Here is a 15,321-nt window from a genome sequence, read left to right as displayed (position 1 = left end):
GATGATTCAATTACATGTATATGAAGAGATTTTTCATTTTAAAGAAGATGTTACACCATTTCTAGAAAAGAATGAGCAGGAAAACAATCTCATATTAGGTGTATTACAAATGGTTCAAGAACCGATATTTATGGGGATAGCGAAACAAGGAGAAGACATTGCGGTTGTATTTCTGCAAACAGAAGAGAAGAAACAAATCATTGTTGCAACTTCTAAAATTTCGGGAGTAGCTATTGAGGAACTTGCAAAAGAGTTAACGAAAGTATATCCGGATATTCCTGGATTGATCGGTAATAAGAAAATTGTACAGAAATTAGCGGAAGAGATTGCGGTATTAGAAAATAAGAAAATGAATGTTGCAATGGAGCAAGGTGTGTATGAGCTGAACAGAGTAAAGAAGAAGTGTAATGCGAACGGACTTTTCCGGGCGGTAAATAATGATGAATTACCATTAATAGAACAGTGGATATATCAATTTTGTGAAGACGTAAAGCTTCCTACTACGAAAGAAGAAGCAAAACAAACTGCGCATACATTAATAACTACAAATCGACTGTTTGGTTTGGAAGTAGATAGGAAACTTGTTTCTGTAGCTGCAAAAACGAGACCAACGAAAAATAATATAACAGTTAATTTCGTATACACGCCGAAAGAAGCAAGGAAAAAGGGATACGCATCTAATTGTGTAGCGGCACTTAGTCAACGTATGTTAGATGAAGGGTACAAGACGACTACGTTATATACTGATTTAGCGAATCCGATATCGAATAAAATTTATCAAGAAATTGGTTATGAGCAAATTGCGGAGTCTGTGCTTATATTTTTAGAGAAGTAAAACAAAAAGGTGTGCAATTTTAGCACACCTTTTTGTTATTCATCAATTCTAATAATCTCGCCTTGAGGGAAGTCCTCAGTTTCTAGTAAGTTACGAATAGATTTCGCAACATATTCAGGTGATAATAGTTTTCCTTCTTCTTTTAATGCAATGAAGCGGTCCAAATTTATGAAATCTTCTTTATTTGTTTCACGAATTTGTGATTGCATATTAGTATCAACAACACCAGGTGCAAAAGCGACGATTTTTACTGGATATTCTTTTTCTACTTCTTCAGTTGCTACGCACTGTGTAAACATATTTACACCAGCTTTTGTTGTACAATAAGCGCCCCAGCCAAAGTAAGGATTTTTTCCTGCACCAGATGAAATGTTAATAACGCGTTTATCTACTTTCCAGTCTTTCGTATGTTTCATAAATGTAGATGTAAGAATCATAGGTGCAAGTAAATTAATGTGAACGTTCGTAATGAATTGTTCGCTTTCAGCTTTTTCAATTGGCTTCATAGGTGCAACTGTACCCGCATTATTAATTAAATGAATAGAGGATACATTGTCTTTTTTAATAGATGAAATGATCTCTTTGAAGTTAGTTTCTAAGTTATGTACATCTTGAAGATCTAGGGAATGAAAAATGCAATTGCTATTATATTGTTCTGCAAGTTTAGTAAGCTCTTTATTTTCTCTTCTAGAAATAGAGATGACAGTTGTATTTTCTTCTAACAATTGCGTAGCGATTGCCTCACCTAAGCCTTGTGAAGTTCCTGTTATGATAACGTAGCGCATAGTGTAATAAACCCCTCTCCATATATGTGGAATTTTGTTGGACAACGTACATTATATAGTTTGTCTACATTTTATAGTATAGAGCACTTTTTACTATAAATGAAATGAGATGATTGTGTGCCTTTTATGAATCGCTTTACTACAACAGTAACTGGTGCCGTCACGTTCACTGGGAACACGTTAGGACTAAGTCCGACATCACCTGCACCAGGTAATAATTTTGGTACGATTGATGTATTCACAACGGTGAATACATCACTTCAAGTACCTGGATTCCCAGCAGGAACGACGAATGATTGGCCATTAAATTCTTCGAGTGCAATTTTAAACCTTCCAGCAGGGAGTAGCGTCTTATACGCAGAACTTGTGTGGGCTGGCACGTACCGGACTGATACTGAGGATGTTACTGCGTTTTTAAATGATGATATCACCTTTACAACACCAGTGGGAACATTTTCTGTTGCACCTGACCCAGCAACTGCGCAGCAAGGTTCAGTAGGGAAGCAGTTTTATTATAGTCGCTCTGCTAATGTAACGAACCTTGTTAGTGCGGCTGGGGCCGGCACATATACAACAGGTGCTGTGCCAGCTGCAAGAACATCAGCTGATTCAACAATTAGTCGTTCAGTTGGCTGGACGCTTGAGGTAGTTTATCAAAATGCGAGTTTACCACTAAGGAATTTATCAGTGTATGCAGGACAAGAAATTATTGAGGCTTCATCCCCGCCAGTTGATGCTATTATTTCAGGTTTTGCAACGCCGTCTACGGGAATTGTTACAGGAAGAGTACTTGTAACTGCCCAAGAAGGTGATTCTAACATTGTTGGAGATCAACTTCGATTTGGACCGAATGCAAATGCTACAGTTGCGTTATTCGGACCGAGAAACCCTGCGAATAATTTCTTTCAGTCACAAATTTGTAATGACAATGGAAATTTAGATACGAGCGGCACATTTGGAAATCTGAATCAGCCGTTAGGAATTGCTTTAGCGATCCGAAGACAAGGTTGGGATATTACGAATGTAGATGCCTCCTCATCTTTAGTAAACAATCAGACGTCAGCAACTGTTCGCTTCGTTACAAATGGAGATGGATACGCTGCAGCTGGTTTTGGTGTTCAAATTGATGCAACAGGTCCAATTATTAATCCTGTTAAATCGGTTAATAGAACAGTCGCAGGGGTAGGGGATACTCTCACTTATACGATTACGGTCCCAAATACAGGAACAGGGAGTGCAGAAAACGTTGTATTACGAGATAGTATTCCGAACGGAACGACGTTTATAGCAGGTAGTGTAACAGTAGGTGGAGTAACACAGCCGAGTGCAAACCCTGCTAATGGAATTAATTTAGGCACAATTCCAAATAACACGCAAAGAGTTGTTACATTTCAAGTACGAATAACATCGTTTCCGAACCCAAATCCTATTCCAAATCGTGCAATGGTATCTTATCAATTCCGTCCTTTTGTAGGAAGTCCACTCGTTACAAGTACATCTACTTCAAATACAGTACAAACGATAGTGAATCAAGCAACTATAAGTATGCAAAAATCTGTAGATTTACAGACGGCAACGCTTAATGATGTATTAACGTACACGGTTAATGTTACAAATAATGGAAACGTTACTGCGAACAATGTTATTTTTGTTGATAGTATCCCTGCTGGAACAACATTTGTCGCAAATAGCGTTACGGTAAACGGGGTAGCACGTCCAGGGGCGAATCCAGCAAGTAGTATTAATCTTGGAAGTATTAATGCATCGCAAACGACTGTAGTGCGCTTTCAAGTTCGAGTGACATCGAACCCTCTTGTCAATCCAATTCCAAACCGTGCGAGTGTAACATTTAACTTTACTCCAGTGCCTGGTCAACAACCAGTTTCAGGGCAAGCGACAAGTAATACTGTAGTTACGACAATTAATATAGCTGATATAACAACGAGAAAAACAGTGGATAAAGCTTTTGCAACGGTTAACGACGTTCTTACGTACACGGTAACAATTCAAAATACAGGAAATGTACTTGCAACGAACGTTATTTTTCAAGATCCAATCCCAATTGGAACGACATTTATCGCAAATAGTGTGACTGTGGATGGGGTTTCACAACCTGGGGTAAATCCAGCGACTGGGTTTACAGTAGCTAATATATCTCCTGGCGGAAGTAGGACTGTTACATTTCAAGTACGAGTAACATCTACACCATCGGGAGGTACGATTGCGAATCGCGGAAATGTATCTGCTAATTTCGTCGTTATTCCGAATCAGCCACCGATAACAATTAATAGACAAACGAATACAGTTGTGACACAAGTTAATACAGGCGGTTTAAATGTAATAAAAGAAGTAAATACAACGCAAGCGGCGGTAGGGGATACTTTAACATACACAATTGCCGTCCAAAATACAGGAAACGTTCCGTTAACAAATGTATTTTTCCAAGACTCTATTTCTTCTGCTGTTTCATTTGTTGCAAATTCTGTAACAATTAATGGAGTATCCCAAAGTGGATTGAATCCGAATGCAGGGTTTTCTCTTCCGAATATTCCTGCAGCTCAAACAGTTGTAGTCACATTTGACGTAGTAATTGTACAGGATCCAGAAAATGAAGACATTTTAAATCAAGCAAATGTAACAGCAAGCTTTCAAGTGAATCCAAGTGAACCACCAGTAACAATCAATGTTCCGAGTAACGTTGTGAATACGACAGTACAATCAGGGAACTTTGAAGTTGTGAAAGCAGTGAATACGAATGTTGCAACCGTAGGGGATGTTTTAGTATATACAATCGAAATCATAAATGCAGGTAGTGTACCAGCTACAAATGTATTTTTCCAAGATTCAATTCCACAAGGGACATTATTTATTGAAAATAGTGTATTGGTTAATGGTGTTTTACAAGAGGGGGCAGATCCAGGACTAGGATTCCCATTAAATGATTTACCTACTGGCGCGAGTGTAATTATTTCATTTGAGGTATTAATTGATGAAATTCCGCCAGGGAATAATGTTGTAAATAACGCGAATGTAACTGGAGATTTTCTTGTAAATCCAACAGAGCCACCAATTACTGTGACGGTTCCAAGTAATACTGTTATGACAGTTGTGAATTCCTCAGGGTTAAATGTAATGAAGAGTGTAAGCGCTACTGAAGCAGGTGTAGGAGATACACTAACATATACAGTTGCTATACAAAATAGTGGAACGGTAGTAGCGACAAATGTATCATTCCTTGATCCGATTCCAGTTGGAACCACTTTTGTAGCGAATAGTGTAACGATAAACGGGACACCTCAACCAGGTTTAAACCCGACAACTGGATTTCCACTTGCTAATATTCCAGTAGGAGGTATGGTGACGGTCACTTTTCAAGTGACAATCACGAGTGTACCACCAAATAGGGCGCTTCCGAATAATGCAAATGTCACTGCTGATTTTCAAGTAAGCCCGTTGCAGCCACCAATTACAATTGTAACAATTAGTAATATCGTTGTGACACGAGTGAATGTAGGATCAATTAATGTAATAAAAAGTGTAAATACACCACAAGCAGGTGTAGGAGATACGTTAACGTATACGATTCTTATTCAAAATACAGGAACTGTCCCCGCAACGAATATTATTTTTCAAGATCCAATCCCATCTGGAGCTACATTTGTAGGGAATAGTGTAACGATTAATGGAGTCGTTCAGCAAGGTGCGAATCCTATAGTAGGTTTTCCTGTTACAAATATTCCAGTTGGGCAAACTGCTACAATTACGTTCCAAGTGACGGTGACAAGCGTTCCTACTGGTGGAAATATAAGAAATCAATCGAATGTTACTGCAAGTTTCCTTATAAATCCGGCAGGACCTCCTGTAACGACTGTTACAAATAGTAATTTTGTAGTGACGCAAGTAAACACAGCACAGTTAAATATACAAAAATCTTCATCTGTACAACAAGCAGCACTTGGAGAAACTTACACGTATTCTGTTGTCATTCGAAATAACGGTACAGTAACAGCAACGAATGTCTCTTTCCTTGATCCAATTGCTTTAGAAACAACTTTTGTAGCAAATAGTGTAACGATAAATGGAACGCCACAACCTGGATTTGACCCAAATGTTGGTTTCCCGCTTCCTAATATTGCAGCTGGAACATCATTGACAGTAACGTTCCAAGTTACGGTAGTTGCACCGTCTACACGTGGAGCAGTATTAAATACAGCATCTGCTACAGCCACTTTCTTATTAAATCCTTTACAGCCACCTGTAACAACAACGAATTCAAGTAATACAACGGTAGTTACAATACCGTTACCTCCTCCTGGTGAAGTAACTGCAACAAAAACAGTTGATGTTGCAACTGGGGCCGTTGGGGATGTATTAACGTATACTGTGCTCATTTCAAACGTAGGAATTATCCCTGTTACAGATGTGTTCTTCCAAGATGTCATACCAGAAGGAACGACGTTTGTTGACAATAGTGTAACGATAGGTGGAGTGCAGCAACTTGGTTTAAATCCAGAAATAGGATTTACAGTTACTCCATTATTAATCGCTGGTGGAAGTATTGAGGTCACATTCCAAGTGACGATTACAGAAATTCCAGATAATGACGTCATATTAAATGATGCAGATGTTACATTTACTTCACAACCAAATCCGCAGGAACCACCGATTACGGAAACGATATTAACAAATTTAGTCGTTACGACAATTAATATAGCGTTTATTTTTCCATTGAAACTAGTAGATAAAGAAGTAGCGACGGTAGGAGAAATATTAACGTATGATGTATTGATTTTTAATTTCGGAACAGTGCCAGCGACGAATGTTCAATTTATCGATACTACTTCCGCGGGTGTAGCATTTGTACCAGGAAGTGTGAGCATAAACGGGGTACCAGCACCAGGACTAGATCCTTTCATTGGTTTTACAGTTCCAGATATACCTGTCGATGATTTTGTACTTGTCACATATCAGGAAGTGGTTACAAGCATACCAGAAGGTGGAACGATTGTTAATTTTGTAGACGTTACAGCTACATTTGCTGTAAGTGAAACAGAACCCCCTATTACGGAAACAACGACAAGTAATACGACATTAACAGAAATCAATGAGCCTGGTTTGAATGTTTTAAAATCAGTGAGTCAGCCGGTTGTTGCAGTAGGCGATACAATCACATATACAACAGTAGTTCAAAATACGGGAACAGTGATAGCGACAAATGTTCAATATAGTGATGTATTACCATCCTCTATAACATTCGTACCGAATAGTGTAACGATAAACGGTGTGTTACAGCCTGGATTAGACCCTAATACTGGCTTCTCTCTTCCGGATATAACTTCAGGTGAAAGTGTAGAAGTCACATTCCAAGTAACAGTTGTTAGCGTTCCGTCAAACGGAACAATTGCCAATACGGCAAATGTTACTGGAAGCTTTATTTTAGTACCAGGAGAACCACCAGTTATAGTAAATCAGCCAAGTAATACAACACTTACAACTGTAAATAGAGGACGCTTTAATGTTATTAAACAAGTAAATAGAGCTGCTACTCTAGTTGGAGATGTATTGACGTATACAGTGCAAATAACGAATACAGGAACAGTAACAGCTAATAATGTTCAGTTTATTGATACCATTTCAACAGGTGCGTCATTTGTACCAAATAGTGTAACGATAAATGGAGCCCCGCAACCAAACTTAAATCCGATTACTGGATTTGGAGTTGGAGATATCCCAGTTGGTGAAACCGTTATAGTGACGTTTCAAGCGACAGTTACAAACATCCCGTCATCAGGAACAATTACGAACGTTGCAAATATAACAGGAAGCTTTACTTTAGTGCCAGGAGAACCACCAGTTGTAGTAACAGAGCCGAGTAATACGACGATAACTAGAGTGAATAGAGGGCGCTTCAGCGTTATAAAATCTGTAAATAAAGAAGCGACACGATTAGGAGATACGTTAACGTATAGTGTGCAAGTTACAAATACGGGAACGGTAACAGCAACGAATGTTCAATTTATCGATTTGCCATCACCAAGTTTAGAATTCGTTCCTGGAAGTGTACAAATAAATGGGGTTCCGCAAGTAGGTTTAGATCCATTTGTAGGCTTTACATTGCCTGATCTTACAGTAGGGGATAGCGTATTAATTACATTTGAAGTAAATGTAATCGCAGTTCCGCCTTCTAGTAGCATTATGAATACAGCAAGAGTAACGGGTGATTTCGAATTGATTCCAGGAGAACCTCCGTCTACAATTACAAATTCAAGTAATACGACGGTTACGCCGGTAAATAGAGGCAGCTTAGATATGCTAAAAGAAGTAGACCATTCAGTTGTTGGTGTAGGAGAAACGGTAACGTATACTGTTCGTATATTAAATACTGGTACTGCTGATGCAATGAATGTTCAATTTATCGATGTGCTATCTCAGGAAGCTGATTTCGTTCCAAATAGTGTAACGATAAATGGGGTTCCGCAACCGGGGTTAAATCCGCAGATTGGATTTACGATACCTGATATACCAGTTGGTGAGACGGCACTTGTAACATATGAAGCTACGATTACAAGTTTTCCGGATGGTGGTACAGTAGTGAACGTTGCTGGGGCGTTAGCAGAATATATTTTAGTACCAGGGGAGCCGCCAGTTACAGTGATGGATACAAGCAATACAGTTATAGTGACGGTAAATACTGCAATCTTATTTGTTGCAAAAGGAGCAAACTTTGAAGTAGCAATGATAGGGGATGTTGTCACTTACGGAATCGCTGTTATAAATGATAGTACAGTTCCTGTGACCAATATTGTGTTAACAGATATCATTGATCCGAATACGCTATTTATAAATGGTACGGTAACGGTAAATGATGTACCTCTTCCATTTGCTAATCCGAATACTGGTATTCCGTTAGGTGATTTTCAGCCAAATGATGCAGCAATTATTAATTTCCAAGTTGTAATAATAGGAGGGCAAGTAAATAATTTAGTTACAAATACTGCTACAGCGAATGGGCTTGCAACTGTAAATCCGAATGAGCCGCCAGTAGTAGTTGAAGGTGATAGTAATACAGTTGTTATCCCCTTTATTCCTCAAAATGTCTCAACGACAGTCGTAAAAACGGCAGATTTACAGGTAGCAACAATTGGAGATGTCATTACGTTTACGACAGTCATCACAAATACGGGTGATACTGTAATGCAAAATATTCGTTTTCAAGATATGTTAGATAGTAGTGTTCGATTTGTTTCTGGAAGTGTAACGGTTGATAATACGCCAGTGCCGAATGTAAGCCCGGCAGTAGGGTTTCTTATCGGAAGTTTAAATCCTGGTGAAGCAAGGACAGTTTCGTTCCAAGTAGCAGTACAGAGCGCGCCAAATGGTTCAGGAAATTATATAAATCAAGCGAGTATTCGTTTTGAACATCAAGTAGGCACAGTATTGCCACCTGTTACACAAATAGTAGAAAGTAACATAGTTGTCATTCCATTTGTTCCAACGATTGAACAAATTTGCGAAACAAACTTTAATTGCTTAGATAAGATTCCATTTCAATGTTCTCCGTGTAATCATTTGCATGGACATAAAAAATAAAAACAGAAAGAGCATCCTGAAAAATAATTGGATGCTCTTTCTGTTTTAATCATATAGATTCATTTTCGGGCGAGGTGAAAAATTCGTCGATTTTGTCGGAGAGTAGTAATGGAATGGCTCCTTTTATAACAGAAATGTCCCAGTCCCACCATGCGAGATTCTCTAGTTTGTCAATCGTTTCTTGTGGGAAACGATATCGAACAAATTTTGTAGGATTACCAGCTACAATTGCATACGGGGGTACGTCTTTTGTAACAACGCTCCTGGCGCCGATAATGGCCCCGTTACCAATTGTAACACCAGATAAAATACAGGATTGATAACCAATCCATACATCATTGCCGACTACGATATCACCTTTTGAAGAAGGGTGACCAGTAATATGTGCTCCTTCATCAAAAAGTGCATTAAATGGATAAGTTGTTATCCAGTCTGCACGATGTTCACCGCCAAGTATGAAAACGACTTCTTCTGCTAATGAACAAAACTTACCTATTTTTAATTTTGTTTCATCGTTCCAAGAAAAAATGGTTGGCCCTACTTTACTATAAGTATAATCACCAATATCATATTTATTATATTCAGGTTTTTGATTTAAATATAACATGCTTCTTCAGCCTCCTTTCTCAATTAAGCGATACGTATGGAATATTATATGCAAGATGTAGTAATGTGAACTGTATTAATAGGTGAAATGAACAAAAGGGAGTGGGATGTATGCAATACGAAATGGGTTTATATAATAAACCGTTTCAGTCAATTCAATCAGGGAAAAAAGTATATGAAGTACGCCTATACGATAAAAAACGTCAACCAATAAACAAAGACGATGAAATCGTATTTACGAATCTTACGACAACAGAAATGATGACGGTAAAAGTAACGGAAATAAAGCGATACGAGAGCTTTAAATCTATGTATGAACAAATTGATAAAAAATTATTGGATTGTGAAAATGATAGTTTAGAGGAAATGTTAGAAAGTACATACAAAATATATACGAAAGAACAAGAAAAAGAGTGGGGAACAGTTGCGATTCGTATTGAGGTAATAAAATGATAAGAAATCGCGGGGCGGCCATCATTGTACAGGAAGGAAAAATCGCTCTTATAAAACGTATTCGAGAAGAGGAAACATATTATGTTTTTCCTGGCGGAGGGATTGAGGAAGGTGAAACGCCTGAAGAAGCAACGAAAAGAGAGGTATACGAAGAATTAGGGGTATATATACAAGTGGAGCACTTTATTGCAAAGTTAAAATATAAAGGAAATGAATATTATTATGGCGCCTATATTACAGGCGGAGTGTTCGGAAGCGGAACAGGTGAGGAATTTCAGCGGGAAGGTAGAGGAAGTTATATTCCGTTATGGCTACCGATAAACGAGTTGGAAAAAGTGAATATAAAACCTTATGAAGTGGTCGGAAATATATTTAATTATTATAAAATATAACGTCTGACAACATACAAAAAAAACCATTGACATAGGCTTCTGATTTAAGTATTGTATTCGAGTATGTTTATAATCAGGAGGTTTATATGAGCAATCAAACTACTACACATCATGTGAAAATGACAACAGCGGATCCATCTGGAATTGGTCTATTTGGATTAGCGATGGTAACACTTGTAGCATCATCTCAAAAGTTAGGCTTAACAGATGGCGTTTCACTTGTATTACCATGGGCAATCTTTTTAGGAGGATTTGCACAAATCTTTGCTTGCATTCACGATGCAAAGCATAACAATACATTCGGTACGACAGCATTTGGTGCGTACGGCCTATTTTGGTTAGGTGTTGGAATGACTTGGTTAATTCAACTTGGAGTATTTGGCGAAAAATTAGCACAAGCTGCAGATTCAAAACAGCTTGGTGTAGCCTTTATCGGATATTTGATTTTCACAATCTTTATGACGATTGGTGCAATGGAAACACATAAAGTATTATTTATGATCTTCGTCCTTATTGATTTCTTATTTATTGGTCTTTCATTAAGTACTTTAGGTGTTATGCCGCACGCAATGCATAATTTAGCAGCATATTCTGAACTTCTTATTTCATTATTATCTTTCTATGGTTCAGCAGCAGCAGTGTTAAACACACACTTCGGAAAAGTTGTTTTACCAGTAGGAAAGCCTTTTGGTATTTTTAAAAAGTAATAAAAAAGCACAGATGATTGTATAGTCATCTGTGCTTTTTTTATTCCTCTATTTGTGGGCTGTCTGAAAAATCCTGATTGGTGAGGACTCATTAAAGTTTCACTTTATTTGAAATAAGTAATGTGAAATGTAAATAAAAGTAGAAAAAAAATCAATTGAAATTGATTCTCATTATTAATATAATGAGAATGAGAATCATTTATTGTTAGAGGGGGATGCCAAAGTGGCAAAAATTTTAATAGCTTATGCAAGTATGTCAGGAAATACAGAGAGTATTGCTGATTTAATTAAAGTTAGTTTAGATGCTTTTGATCATGAAGTAGTATTGCAAGAGATGGAAGGCATGGATGCTGAAGAATTATTAGCTTATGATGGAATCATTTTAGGATCTTATACGTGGGGCGATGGTGAATTACCATTTGAAGCGGAAGATTTTCATGAGGACTTAGAAAATATAGATTTAGCTGGGAAAAAGGTAGCGGTATTCGGATCAGGTGATACGGCGTATGAACTGTTTTGTGAAGCGGTAACGATATTTGAAGAACGCCTTGTAGAACGAGGTGCAGAGCTTGTACAAGAAGGGCTGAAAATTGAATTAGCTCCAGAAGATCAAGAGGATGTTGAAAAATGCAGTAATTTTGCAATTGCATTTGCTGAGAAGTTCTAAGAATGGGAGTGTCAACGTGGAGACGATGTTAAGTGCAACTGCTATTACAAAGTTAAGAGATGGAAAACTGTTGTTAGCTACTACATATAATGGCTTATTTGTTGAACAAGACGGAGAATGGAAACGAATTTTAAATGGTTTTCAAAAACGAATTAGGGATTTACATAGCGAAGATAATGTAGTTTATGGTGTAGGTGACGAAGGGATTTTTATTCGTAGTATGAATGGTGGAGAGAACTGGACAATTCAGCGTTTTCCAACAAAAGCAACAAGTTGGAATGTATGTAGCAATGTACAAGGAACTGTTGTTGCTCATGGAGAAAAAACGCTGTATCTTTCTAATAATTTCGGTTCGACATGGGAGACTATTCATCCGTTTCTTGAGTATGGCAGTGCGGCGCCGTCTATTCGATCATTATTTTTATATAAACATTACTTATTTATTGGTATGAAAATACATGCTAAGTATGGTGGTGTTTGGCTCTTTGATTTGAAGACACGTAAATTAAAGAGGATTAAAATTACGATGAATCAAATGATTTCTGCGTTGACTTTACACAATTCTTATTTAGTAGCGGCAAGTGGATCGTGCAAGGGAGTTAGCGGGAATATTTCTTATTGTAAAATAGATGACAGTATTGCGAGTGAAAAAATATATTGGCATACATGTCAAAGTGAGCAGAAAGCAAGTAGTTATTTAGACTTAAGTGTAGACCAACATGTCTTATATACAACTTCAACACAAAATAAGGCGGGTATTAGTAGTGTGTGCCGTGTACTTCTTGACGAAGGTATTGTTACAGTATGTGATTCAGTTAAAGGGCACGGATGGCGCATTGTTAATCAAAAAGATGGTTATGTAGTAGCTGGATCAGGTGAATTAAAAGCAATGCAGTGGGAACAAAAAATAATTTAAGAAAAAACTTTACTTTTATTATATTGATATGATATAGTTTGTTTAAACCATTTTACTTTTAATAATATAGAGATTTAAATGAGCTGTAACTTCCGAGGAGGATAGCAATGTTAAATCTCCTCAGGGGTTGCAGTTTTTTAATATCTGGCTTATTATTGTAAGGTGGTTGAAAATGAATATGTACATATAGGTACATTGTAGGAGGATTTTTTTCATGCAAAACGGTAAAGTAAAATGGTTTAACTCAGAAAAAGGTTTCGGTTTCATCGAAGTTGAAGGCGGAGAAGACGTATTCGTTCATTTCTCAGCTATCCAAGGCGAAGGCTTCAAAACTTTAGAAGAAGGTCAAGAAGTTACTTTCGAAGTAGAACAAGGTAACCGTGGACCTCAAGCTACTAACGTAAACAAGAAGTAATTTTTGAAAAAAGAAGGGCTCGCCCTTCTTTTTTTTTGCATTTTTATAGATATCCTCCTACTTACATATCATAACAAGACTAAATTTTCATTTATTTATTCGTAGTATTTTTGTATAAAGTACATGAATAAATAAATACTGAAAATAAAGTGTTTGTGTGAAAAGGAATTTAGAAAGAGGTAAATAAATTGAAAAACGCTACACATTTCATTGTGTTTGACATTGAGAGGAATTTCAGACCGTATAAATCAGAAGATCCGTCAGAAATAGTTGATATCGGAGCTGTAAAAATAGAAATAGGTACAATGAAGATAATTGAAGAATTTTCGGAGTTAGTAAAACCAAGTGCACGATTAACTCGTCATACAACAAAATTAACCGGTATTACGAAGAAAGATTTAATGGATGTAGAAAAATTCCCTCAAATTATAGAGAAATTTATTCAGTTTATCGGAGAAGATTCTATATTTGTTTCATGGGGAAAAGAAGATTATCGCTTTCTATCTCATGATTGTACATTACATGGTGTTGAATGCCCCATTATAGAAAAAGAAAGTAGAATTGATTTGCAAAAATTTGTTTTCCAAGCATATGAGGAATTGTTTGAACATACGCCAAGTTTGCAATTTGCGGTAGAACAGCTCGCTTTAACGTGGGAAGGGAAACAGCACCGTGCTTTAGCAGATGCCGAAAATACAGCAAATATACTTCTTAAAGTGTATAGCGAGAGAGATATTAATAAGCGATACAAAAGACATGGTGAACTTGAACTTGTAAAGAACGGGAAACTAACGGAAAAAGCGAAAAAAAAGATGCGAAAATGGGTGTTTAAAGAACTAAAGAAAGATACGGAACGCCCTTTTGAATGGAGTACATTTGAAAGTAGTGACACGTGGGAAAGTATAACGGAAAGATATTATATAAGTGAAAATACAGTAGAACTCCTGAAAAAACATTTTCGTACAGCAGTGAGAAAAGCGGAACGACAGATTAGGTATTTGGCTGAGATGGAGGAGAATGTAGAGGTTAAATGATATTCTCCTCTATTTCTAGCTACATAAATTTAACATCATTATACTGATGGATGAATAAAGTATTTATATTAAATAGGAATTGATTTGTTGTGATTGGGCCATTATAATTGCTTTGAAAATTAAGGGGTGGTAAGAATTTTTAAATACATTCATAAAATTAGAGCCCATAGAAATGAAAGAGGGTAGAGTTAAATGGAAGCAATCTTTAACATTGTAACAGTTTTAGTTTTGGGGATAATATTTGCCACGCTATCAGCAGTAATTATACTTCCTTTCATAGCAAAGAATAAGAATTGGAAAAAGCTTAATATATCTTTAAAGCGTGGTGTATTAAAGATTAAAATCGAAGAGTAAAATATGAGTTTTATACAAGGGAGGTGTGATAGTGATAGACTTGGATATTAAAGACGTCACCGTACAGATGGAATTAAACGGTGTCTTTTGGAATGAGGATGGGGTTGCTGAAATGACGGTGACTACAAAAGCTGAGCATTCTCTTCTTCTTCGTTTAGTAGTTGACTTAAAAAGTAAAACTATTAGGGCGACAAGTGCCGACATATTAAATGGATTCTGCCCTCTGTGCAAACAGAAAAAGGACAAATGTAGTGAACTTAATGACCTACAAAACAAAATAGAAATTTTAGAAGAAGCCTACGATTGGGTGAGAGAGCATCCGGAATATCGTTTTCAATTATCTTTTTACGAGTATAATAAATTTGAGGTAGTGAAGTGAAGTTTTCATTTTACCAACATACATAGTGACTACTCTAATGGAAATACGCTTGTACAACAAGGAAGGAATTTACTTGATTCTGCGACAATTGATATCTTGGATCAATAATAATTTTTAAAAATAAGCATATTTTTGTTATAAATCAGGAAAAACGATTCTATTAAGAATCGTTTTTTAATATAAACATC

General features: G+C 36.9%; 13 protein-coding genes. 11 read left to right on the top strand and 2 right to left on the bottom strand.

Features of this window, described 5'->3' with window-relative positions:
- The first annotated feature begins 1 nt into the window (after position 1).
- Positions 2-835, top strand: coding sequence for a GNAT family N-acetyltransferase (locus tag ACUXVC_RS17870; protein WP_048655746.1), 834 nt, complete (start codon positions 2-4; stop codon positions 833-835).
- A gap of 35 nt (positions 836-870) precedes the next feature.
- Here the strand turns inward: ACUXVC_RS17870 and ACUXVC_RS17865 are convergent, their stop codons facing one another.
- A complete protein-coding gene (locus ACUXVC_RS17865) occupies positions 871-1,620 on the bottom strand; it encodes a (S)-benzoin forming benzil reductase (RefSeq protein WP_048655745.1) in 750 nt (249 codons plus the stop codon).
- 117 nt (positions 1,621-1,737) lie between these two features.
- On the opposite strand from ACUXVC_RS17865, the gene ACUXVC_RS17860 reads away from it, so the two are divergent.
- Positions 1,738-9,210 carry a DUF7507 domain-containing protein gene (locus ACUXVC_RS17860; protein ID WP_446025798.1) on the top strand — a complete coding sequence of 2,491 codons (7,473 nt, stop codon included), beginning with the start codon at positions 1,738-1,740 and terminating at the stop codon, positions 9,208-9,210.
- A gap of 49 nt (positions 9,211-9,259) precedes the next feature.
- Here ACUXVC_RS17860 and ACUXVC_RS17855 read toward each other — a convergent pair whose 3' ends face one another.
- Positions 9,260-9,817, bottom strand: coding sequence for a CatB-related O-acetyltransferase (locus ACUXVC_RS17855; protein WP_089171562.1), 558 nt, complete (start codon positions 9,815-9,817; stop codon positions 9,260-9,262).
- Between the two features lie 110 nt (positions 9,818-9,927).
- On the opposite strand from ACUXVC_RS17855, the gene ACUXVC_RS17850 reads away from it, so the two are divergent.
- The 9 genes from ACUXVC_RS17850 to ACUXVC_RS17810 all read left to right on the top strand — a co-directional run bounded on the left by ACUXVC_RS17850 (position 9,928) and on the right by ACUXVC_RS17810 (position 15,133).
- Positions 9,928-10,269: an ASCH domain-containing protein gene (locus tag ACUXVC_RS17850; RefSeq protein WP_089171561.1), complete on the top strand. Its 342-nt coding sequence runs from the start codon at positions 9,928-9,930 to the stop codon at positions 10,267-10,269.
- Positions 10,266-10,661 (top strand): NUDIX hydrolase, encoded by a 396-nt coding sequence (locus ACUXVC_RS17845; RefSeq protein WP_089171560.1) that lies wholly within the window; start codon positions 10,266-10,268, stop codon positions 10,659-10,661. Before ACUXVC_RS17850 ends, ACUXVC_RS17845 begins: the two co-directional genes overlap by 4 nt.
- An 86-nt stretch (positions 10,662-10,747) precedes the next feature.
- Entirely contained in the window at positions 10,748-11,368 is a 621-nt protein-coding gene (locus ACUXVC_RS17840; RefSeq protein WP_000070938.1) for an acetate uptake transporter, read from the top strand.
- Positions 11,369-11,591: 223 nt separating this feature from the next.
- Positions 11,592-12,035, top strand: coding sequence for a flavodoxin (locus ACUXVC_RS17835; RefSeq protein ID WP_001062759.1), 444 nt, complete (start codon positions 11,592-11,594; stop codon positions 12,033-12,035).
- Between the two features lie 16 nt (positions 12,036-12,051).
- Positions 12,052-12,951, top strand: a complete 900-nt coding sequence (locus ACUXVC_RS17830) for a WD40/YVTN/BNR-like repeat-containing protein (RefSeq protein WP_089171559.1) — start codon at positions 12,052-12,054, stop codon at positions 12,949-12,951.
- Between the two features lie 214 nt (positions 12,952-13,165).
- A complete protein-coding gene (cspB, locus tag ACUXVC_RS17825; RefSeq protein WP_001179150.1) occupies positions 13,166-13,366 on the top strand; it encodes a cold shock-like protein CspB in 201 nt (66 codons plus the stop codon).
- Between the two features lie 188 nt (positions 13,367-13,554).
- A complete protein-coding gene (locus ACUXVC_RS17820; protein WP_098127217.1) occupies positions 13,555-14,400 on the top strand; it encodes an exonuclease in 846 nt (281 codons plus the stop codon).
- Positions 14,401-14,592: 192 nt separating this feature from the next.
- Complete coding sequence (locus tag ACUXVC_RS17815; protein ID WP_098127216.1) at positions 14,593-14,754, top strand: hypothetical protein; 162 nt, start codon at positions 14,593-14,595, stop codon at positions 14,752-14,754.
- Positions 14,755-14,785: 31 nt separating this feature from the next.
- Positions 14,786-15,133 (top strand): hypothetical protein, encoded by a 348-nt coding sequence (locus ACUXVC_RS17810; protein ID WP_142947156.1) that lies wholly within the window; start codon positions 14,786-14,788, stop codon positions 15,131-15,133.
- Positions 15,134-15,321 lie beyond the last annotated feature (188 nt).

The sequence above is a fragment of the Bacillus sp. N6 genome, assembly GCF_052805735.1.
This window is presented reverse-complemented; position numbering and strand designations above follow the sequence as displayed.

What these genes read in the sequence shown, in the direction of transcription:
- ACUXVC_RS17815 (WP_098127216.1), top strand. Translation starts at nt 14,593, where the DNA reads ATGGAAGCAATCTTTAACATTGTAACAGTTTTAGTTTTGGGGATAATA.
- ACUXVC_RS17855 (WP_089171562.1), bottom strand. Translation starts at nt 9,817, where the DNA reads ATGTTATATTTAAATCAAAAACCTGAATATAATAAATATGATATTGGT.
- ACUXVC_RS17865 (WP_048655745.1), bottom strand. Translation starts at nt 1,620, where the DNA reads ATGCGCTACGTTATCATAACAGGAACTTCACAAGGCTTAGGTGAGGCA.
- ACUXVC_RS17870 (WP_048655746.1), top strand. Translation starts at nt 2, where the DNA reads ATGATTCAATTACATGTATATGAAGAGATTTTTCATTTTAAAGAAGAT.
- ACUXVC_RS17845 (WP_089171560.1), top strand. Translation starts at nt 10,266, where the DNA reads ATGATAAGAAATCGCGGGGCGGCCATCATTGTACAGGAAGGAAAAATC.
- ACUXVC_RS17840 (WP_000070938.1), top strand. Translation starts at nt 10,748, where the DNA reads ATGAGCAATCAAACTACTACACATCATGTGAAAATGACAACAGCGGAT.
- cspB (WP_001179150.1), top strand. Translation starts at nt 13,166, where the DNA reads ATGCAAAACGGTAAAGTAAAATGGTTTAACTCAGAAAAAGGTTTCGGT.
- ACUXVC_RS17850 (WP_089171561.1), top strand. Translation starts at nt 9,928, where the DNA reads ATGCAATACGAAATGGGTTTATATAATAAACCGTTTCAGTCAATTCAA.